Annotated in this window: 11 protein-coding genes; 1 reads left to right on the forward strand and 10 read right to left on the reverse strand. The window is 63.5% G+C overall.

The genetic code is table 11. From position 1 onward, the window contains the following. Positions 1-76 precede the first annotated feature (76 nt). From pgeF to rfaD, 4 genes are all read right to left on the reverse strand, one after another. A complete protein-coding gene (pgeF, locus tag JCM25143_RS13830; RefSeq protein WP_025861632.1) occupies positions 77-874 on the reverse strand; it encodes a peptidoglycan editing factor PgeF in 798 nt (265 codons plus the stop codon). Next, positions 871-1905 carry a class I SAM-dependent methyltransferase gene (locus JCM25143_RS13835; RefSeq protein ID WP_051543393.1) on the reverse strand — a complete coding sequence of 345 codons (1035 nt, stop codon included), beginning with the start codon at positions 1903-1905 and terminating at the stop codon, positions 871-873. Before JCM25143_RS13835 ends, pgeF begins: the two co-directional genes overlap by 4 nt. Positions 1906-1914: 9 nt before the next feature. After that, a complete protein-coding gene (gene lgt / locus JCM25143_RS13840; protein WP_025861634.1) occupies positions 1915-2781 on the reverse strand; it encodes a prolipoprotein diacylglyceryl transferase in 867 nt (288 codons plus the stop codon). A gap of 118 nt (positions 2782-2899) precedes the next feature. Continuing rightward, positions 2900-3880, reverse strand: a complete 981-nt coding sequence (gene rfaD, locus JCM25143_RS13845) for an ADP-glyceromanno-heptose 6-epimerase (protein ID WP_025861637.1) — start codon at positions 3878-3880, stop codon at positions 2900-2902. 124 nt (positions 3881-4004) lie between these two features. Between rfaD and JCM25143_RS13850 the strand changes: the two genes are divergently transcribed. Then, positions 4005-4307, forward strand: a complete 303-nt coding sequence (locus JCM25143_RS13850; protein ID WP_025861639.1) for a putative quinol monooxygenase — start codon at positions 4005-4007, stop codon at positions 4305-4307. A gap of 100 nt (positions 4308-4407) precedes the next feature. Here JCM25143_RS13850 and metF read toward each other — a convergent pair whose 3' ends face one another. The 6 genes from metF to JCM25143_RS24895 all read right to left on the reverse strand — a co-directional run. Next, entirely contained in the window at positions 4408-5373 is a 966-nt protein-coding gene (metF, locus tag JCM25143_RS13855) for a methylenetetrahydrofolate reductase [NAD(P)H] (protein ID WP_025861641.1), read from the reverse strand. Positions 5374-5408: 35 nt separating this feature from the next. Next, positions 5409-6083, reverse strand: a complete 675-nt coding sequence (locus JCM25143_RS19910) for a class I SAM-dependent methyltransferase (protein ID WP_234395305.1) — start codon at positions 6081-6083, stop codon at positions 5409-5411. A 74-nt stretch (positions 6084-6157) separates the two neighbouring features. Next, positions 6158-6325 (reverse strand): ArsR/SmtB family transcription factor, encoded by a 168-nt coding sequence (locus tag JCM25143_RS24400; RefSeq protein ID WP_234395307.1) that lies wholly within the window; start codon positions 6323-6325, stop codon positions 6158-6160. A 133-nt stretch (positions 6326-6458) separates the two neighbouring features. Next, positions 6459-6710, reverse strand: a complete 252-nt coding sequence (locus tag JCM25143_RS24885) for a metal ABC transporter permease (protein WP_267879969.1) — start codon at positions 6708-6710, stop codon at positions 6459-6461. A gap of 5 nt (positions 6711-6715) precedes the next feature. Next, positions 6716-6877 carry a metal ABC transporter permease gene (locus tag JCM25143_RS24890; RefSeq protein WP_267879970.1) on the reverse strand — a complete coding sequence of 54 codons (162 nt, stop codon included), beginning with the start codon at positions 6875-6877 and terminating at the stop codon, positions 6716-6718. Beyond that, a partial coding sequence (locus JCM25143_RS24895; RefSeq protein WP_267879971.1) for a metal ABC transporter permease occupies positions 6874-7097 on the reverse strand: 224 nt, incomplete at its 5' end. The genes JCM25143_RS24890 and JCM25143_RS24895, both read right to left, overlap by 4 nt.

Consider the following 7097-nt stretch of genomic DNA (forward strand, 5'->3'; position numbering starts at 1 on the left):
CCCCAGCATCAGCAGGGCCAGCAGCAGCGGATGGGCTGTGTGCGAGAGCGTGCGAACTGGACGGGGCTGGGCCATGTCAGTCCGCCCGCCGGGGGGCAATGGCCGAAATCTGGTGGCCGATGGGGCCACCCCCGGCCAGTGTGCGGCGGCGATGGCTGAAAAACCGCTGGGTGTCGGGCAGGGTATCCATGCCCAGCGTAACCGCTCGCCCAATCCCTGCGCGCTGGAGGCGGAACACGCACCAGCCTGCCAGATCGAACTGGTAATGGCCCGCCCGGTGGCCGGGGGCAAAGAAGGTCGCGGCCTGCCTGTCGCCTGTCAGAATGGCGGTGTGCATGTCTTCCGCCGTTTCGTAGCTTTCCTGTGCGATGCACGGCCCCACCACGGCGTGAATGGCGTGGGCTTCGGCCCCCAGATGGAGCATGGCAGCCAATGTGGCTTCCAGCACGCCAGCCAGCGCACCGCGCCAGCCCGCATGGGCAGCCCCCACAATCGTGCCATCAGTGGTGCTGAACAGAACCGGCGCGCAATCTGCTGTAATGACGCTTATGGCAAGGTCTGGCTGGTTTGTTACCAGCGCATCGGCCTGTGCGCCGCTGCCCGGCAGCCATGCGGCCTGTGCGTTTACAACCTCGCGCCCGTGCACCTGCGTTACCCCCAGAAGGCTGTCAGGGGCCACGCCAAAATGCCCGGCAACCCGGCGGCGGTTTTCCATCAGGTTTTCAGGCGTGTCGCCCGAGCGCATGGAGCAGTTCAGGCTGGCGTAAGGCCCGGTGGATACACCGCCCTCACGCGTGAAGAAGCCGTGCCGTGCCTGCCCGAGCAGCGGGCTGGTGAGCGGAGAAAGCCGGGGAGTGTCCACGCCGGATGTCATGTCGGTAATCCTTCTTCAAAACCCGGTGGGGCGGGCAGGCCGGGGGATAGCAGTGCCATGACCCGGAACAGGTGTCCCATTTTTTCCGGCGCGGCCAGCCGCTCCGCCCCACTTAGCAGGGCCTGTGCCTGCTCGGGGGCGGCTGCGGCCAGTTGCGCCGTGCGTTCCATCAGTCCCAGCCTGCGCAGGAAAGCGCCTTGGGTAAACGTGCCGTACACGCAGGCCCCAGCCTGCCGGGCAGCCGCACCAAAGGCGGTAAAGTCCACATGGGCGGTCAGGTCGGCCTGTCCTGCGGCTTCAAGCGGGGCGGCTGGGCGCGCATGGCGCAGGGCCTGAAGCGAATCTCCAGTCAAGGTTGAGGCGTGCCCGTAATCAATGAACAGGGCCGCACCCGGTGTGCGGGCAAGGCGCTGGCCCAGCCATGCGGCAATGGCCAGTGCGGGTTCACACAGTTCCACAAGGGTGTCGGGTTCAAGCGGGCGGGCATCGGGCAGTACGGGGGCTGGGCAGGGTGCTAGGTAAAAGCGCTCGTCGGCCACATAACGCTCGTTCCAGCCGTCGGGTGTGTGCACGAATTGGCGAATGGGCAGGGCGTCCAGAAACTCGTTGGCCAGCAGGATCAGCGGGCCATCGGGCAGGGTTTCTAGCCGGTCATGCCAGTGTGGCGGCGTGGTCAGGCTGGCGCGCAGGGCTTTGGCCTGTTCGGCCCGCATGAGGGGCGATGTTTCGACCAGATGCACCTGCATGGCCTGCGCCATGGCCGGGCAGGCGCGGGTAATCAGGCGTAGGGCGTCAGCCATGAGCGTGCCGCGCCCCGGCCCGGCTTCAGCCAGAATAAAGGAGGCCGGGCTGCCCATGCTCTGCCAGACCATGGCGGCCCATGCGCCTAGCAGCTCCCCGAAAACCTGACTGATTTCCGGTGCGGTTATGAAGTCCGATAGCAGGGGGGTGTTTGCGTAATACCGGGTGTTGGCGCGCGCCATGAAGTGGTCAAGCCGTTCGGCATGAGGAGGGGGCGCGCGCATGGTCATGACCCGGTTCTAGTGATCCGCCGGAGGGGTGATGTTGGCGGGGGCCTGCGGGCCGCTCGCGGGCAGGCCCGCATAGGCCGGGTGGCGGCGAGCATAGACCATCAGGCAGATACCCAGCGCCAGCATGGGAATGCACAGAAGCTGCCCCATGGTGATACCGCCTGCCAGATACCCCAAAAACGCATCAGGTTCGCGGAAGAATTCGCAAAACGACCGTGCGCAGGCATAGCCGGCGAGGAACAGACCCGCCAGAAAGCCCGGCCGGGCGCGGATACTGCGCTGGCGCGATACGATGAACAGCACCGTGAAAAGCAAGCAGCCTTCCGTCAGCGCTTCATAAAGCTGGGACGGGTGGCGGGGGATCGGGCCGCCATCGGGAAAGATCATGGCCCAGGGTAGGTTGGCCGGGGCTTCACGGCCCCAGAGTTCACCATTGATGAAATTGGCCACGCGCCCAAGCCCCAGCCCGATGGGTACGGCCACGGTCACCCTGTCGGCAAAAGCCAGAAAGTTGAGCTTGTAGCGCCATGTAAACAGCGCCATGGCCGCCACCACCCCGATTGCCCCCCCATGGAAGGACATACCGCCATGCCAGACTTCGAGCATGGCCAGAGGGTGTCTGAGATAATACGAGGGTTGGTAAAACAGGATATAGCCCAGCCGCCCGCCAAGCAGCACGCCCAGCGTTACCCATGTCAGAAAATCATCAGCCTGTTCTGTGGTGGCCGCGCGTGGGGCCAGCAGCACCAGACGGCGCAGCATTGTAATGCCGAGTATGATGCCCAGAATATAGGACAGGGCGTACCAGCGCACGGCCAGCGGCCCGAAATGCACCAGAACGGGGTCAAACTGCGGGAACATCAGAACAGGCAACATGCAAGCGATCCGATTGCTGAATGGCCTGGCAAGGCCGGGGAAAATGGCAGGCCCGGCGGGCAGGCCAGTGAACTGGTTACGGTAAACAGGCAAGGCCCGAAGTGTCGGGCCCTGTGTATCAGAGATAGGGCTGCGGCGTGGCCAGATAGTCCTGTATATAGTGGCGGATACCCTCTTCGAGCGGGGTAAACGCCTCGGTATAGCCAGCGGCCCGCAGGCGGGTCAGGTCTGCCTGCGTATAGGACTGGTACTGGCCTTTCAGGCTGTCGGGCATATCCACAAAGGTAATATCCCGCTCCATGCCCGCTGCGTCACATACCGCATGGGCCATGTCCAGATAGGTGCGGGCCTGCCCCGTGCCGCAGTTGAACAGCCCGTTGACCGAGGGCGTGTCATACAGCCACAGCATGATTTTGACGGTATCCCCCACCCAGATGAAGTCACGCGCCTGCATGCCGTGGTCCAGATCCGCCCTGCTTGAGCGGAACAGTCGCATAGGGTTGCCTGCGCGCAGTTCGTCGTATTTGACCTTCACGACCGAAATCATGCGGCCCTTGTGGTATTCGTTGGGGCCGTAGACGTTGAAGAACTTTAGCCCGGCCCATTGTGGCGGGGTGGGCTCGCCCCGTTCCACCGCGCGGAGCACCTGCTGGTCAAAAACATGCTTGGACCAGCCATAGAGGTTGAGCGGTTCAAGCTGGTCAAGCCGTTGCGGGTCGTCGGAAAAATGTTCGGGCGTATCAACCCCGCCATAGGTTGCGGCGGAAGAGGCGTAAAAAAAGCGCACCCGGGCCTGCGTGCACCAGCGCCACAGCATGCGCGACAGCTCTACATTGGTGCGCCAGACCGCATCACCATCGCGTGCGGTGGTCTCGCTGATCGCTCCCATGTGGAAGATGGCTTCCACCCGGCTTTCGGTTTCAAGAAAGGCGGGTAGCTCGTCCGGGGTAATCAGTCGCGTTGGCGCATGCCCCGCGATATTGCGCCATTTTCCTTCTGTCCCCAACCAGTCGACAATAACCGTTTCGTGCCCGCGTGCGACCAGGGCCGCCTGCAGGCATGAGCCGATGAACCCGGCCCCACCCGTAATGATGATCATGGAAGCATACTATAAAGGCAGACCATACAGGCTCCAAGACGGCAAATCCGCCCGCTGGCGTGTAGCCACAGCAGACAGGCTTGCCTAGTATAGCTGGTATCAATCCCTGAGGAGATGAATTTTCATGAGCGATGTCATTACAGTCGTGGCTATTGTCAAGGTCAAGCCGGGGTATGAGGCCGAAGTGGCGCAGGCCATGAGCGACTGCGTGGTTCCTTCCCGCGCGGAGGCGACCAACAGCCAGTACATTCCCCATCAGGATCTGGAAGACCCGCAGACCTTCGTCTTTACCGAAAAATGGGCCAGCCCGCAGGCTCTGGCCGACCATATGGAAACACCGCATTTCAAAGCTATGGCTGCCCGGCTTGAAGGCAAGCTGGCCGCGCCGCTGGCAGTGCACACCCTGCGCCCGCTGCCCGGCGCATAAGGTTTTTCAGGGCGGCGCGCAGGGGGCAGTATCAGGCGGCCTGCGCGCATGGCCTGCCCGGATTATCGCGCCGTCAGGCCCGTGTCCGCCGCCCGGTTTTTCAGGCAGGCATGCTTTCAAGGCTGGGGTGCCTGCCCAGTAGGCGGCACAGGGCGGCGCTGGGGGCGGATTTGTTCAGCGTATAGAAATGGAAATGGTTCACCCCTTCCGCCCGTAGCTGGCGGCATAGCTCACCTGCCACAGCGGTTGTAACCAGCGCGCGGGTTTCGGGATGGGCATCCAGCCCATTGAACATGCGCCGCATCCAGAGCGGAATATGGGCGCCGCACTGGGCGGCGAACGTATAGGCCTGCGCGATATTGGCCACGGGTAGGATGCCGGGCACGATATCTGCCGTAATGCCGGCCGCTACTGCCTTATCGCGAAAGCGCAGGAATGTTCCCGCTTCAAAAAAGAACTGCGTGATAGCGCGTGTGGCCCCCGCATCCAGCTTGGCTTTTAGGTTGTCCAGATCCGCCTGCGCGCTGGTTGCTTCGGGGTGGGTTTCGGGATAGGCCGCGACCGAAATTTCGAAAGGGGCGATCTGGCGCAAGCCCCGGACAAGGGCTGCGGCGCTTTCATACCCGCCGGGGGTGGGGGTAAAGCCCGCACCGGGGGCCTGACCGTTCTGGGTCGGTGGGTCGCCGCGCAGGGCTACGATATGGCGCACACCCTGCGCCCAGTAGGTGCGGGCCACGTCATCCACCTGTGCGCGGGTGGCGTTTACGCAGGTCAGGTGCCCGGCTACAGGCGCACCGGCCTCATGCGCGAGAACGGCCGTGGCCGCCAGTGTGCGCTCGCGGGTTGACCCTCCCGCCCCGTATGTGACGGAGACAAAGCGCGGGCCAAGTGGGGCAAGCTCCTGCGCGGTCTGGTGCAGGGCTGCGGCCATTTTATCGGTTTTGGGCGGGAAAAACTCGAAAGAGACCGCAACCGCCCCATCCGGCCCGCCTGTGGACAGGTCAGGGCCGAGGGGGCCAAGGTTACGCAGTTCGGCGGAAAGTCCGCCACCCGGCAGGAACGGCATGGTGGTTCTGGCTCCGTTGATGAAAATCGTTTTTGTCAGGGACGGCGGCCCAGCCAGAGCCGGACAGTCAGGGGGCCTTCCAGCCGGATGGTTTGCGCGCAGGCCAGCCCGGCATCATGGAACCAGCCACGGATCTGGGTATCGCTGAAACCGGGATGCACATGGGCGTGGGCATCGCGCAGGGTTTCACGCGCATGGGGGGCAAAATCCACAATCAGCAGGCGCCCGCCGGGGGCTAGAATACGCGCTGCCTCAGTAATGGCGGCTGCGGGGTGCTGCACCGCATGCAGCACCTGATGCATGATGGCCAGATCCGCAGTGCCTGCGGGCAGAGGCAGGGCATACAGGTCGCCTTGCCGCAGGGCCGCGCGCTCCAGCCCGGCAGAGGTCAGCTTGGCGCGTGCGACACGGAGCATGGCCGGGCTGCGGTCAAACCCTGTCAGGGTTTCAGCCTGTGGGGCCAGCAGTTCGAGCATACGCCCGGTTCCCGTGCCGATATCGACCAGATGTGCCACGGCCTGCGGGCCGATAAGGCGGCGGATTGCGCTTTCCACATCCTGTTCCGCCACATGCAGCGAGCGTATTGCATCCCACTGGGCGGCATGCGCCTCGAAATAGTCTTCCGCTGCGGCGGTGCGGGCGGCACGTACGCTGCCAAGGCGCTGTGCATCCGCCGCCAGTTCCGGGTCTGCGGGCCACTGGTCTATCATGGCGTAGAGCGGAGCGGTTTTTTCGGGGTTGTCCAGTGCCAGAAAAACCCAGTTGCCTTCCTTGCGTCGTGTGATCAGCCGGCCTGCACCAGAATTTTGACATGCCGGGAAACGCCGGGCTGGCTTTGCCCCAGCACCTGAGCCAGTTCCCCTACGGATAATTCCATATCCCGCAGCAGAGCCAGAATGCGCAGGCGTGTCTGGTCAGCCAGTGCCTGAAAAATGACGAGGGGTGAGGGCATAAAAAAATCTATATAACAATATCATTATATACACAATAACTGCTGTAGTGATCAAAAATGACGTGGAACTGCACTCCTTATCCCTGCGGGGAGCAGGAATAAGGGGCCAGAGAGAGTTGAATCTGTATGAAGGTCAGGGGGTGCGGAGTGCCGTGCTCTTGCCCGCAAACAGGCGTGACAGGCCGCAGGATGCCGCAAAGGCCACGCATCCCAGAGCTGCAATCCAGAAGACCGCAGGCCAACCTGTCTGCCAGGACAAGGCCAGCCCGGCCCAGGCTTCGGCCAGAGCCAACACTGTGGCGGCGGCCATGCCCGTCATGGGGCCAAAGCCCAGCCGCAGGGCGGCGGCAGCGGGAGCAATCATCAGGGTAAATACAAGCAGCACCCCGGTTATCTGGCACATTCAGCCGTGGCTAGCGCAACAAGGGAGAGGAACAGCACATCCAGTAGGCGCAGTGGCACGCCGCGGGCCTCTGCCACATCAGGCTGTAACGAGGCAAACAGCAGCGGGCGTGCCAGTATGGCCAGACCAGACAGGCAGAATAGGCTCAACCCTCCCAGCCCCCACAGGGTGCCGGGCTGATACCCAGAATATCGCCAAACAGGAGCGATGTGGCGGCCCCTGCGGAACGGGTCAGAAAATGCAGGCATAGAGCCCCCACACCGAGTGCGAGCGACAGCACAAGGCCAATCACCACATCGCGGCCTAATGCGCGCTGCCCGGCAAGCCCCATGGCCACGCCGCCCAGCACAGCGCCACTGCCAAAGCCCG

It is taken from the genome of Acetobacter papayae JCM 25143, from assembly GCF_000613285.1.
GTDB lineage: Bacteria > Pseudomonadota > Alphaproteobacteria > Acetobacterales > Acetobacteraceae > Acetobacter > Acetobacter papayae.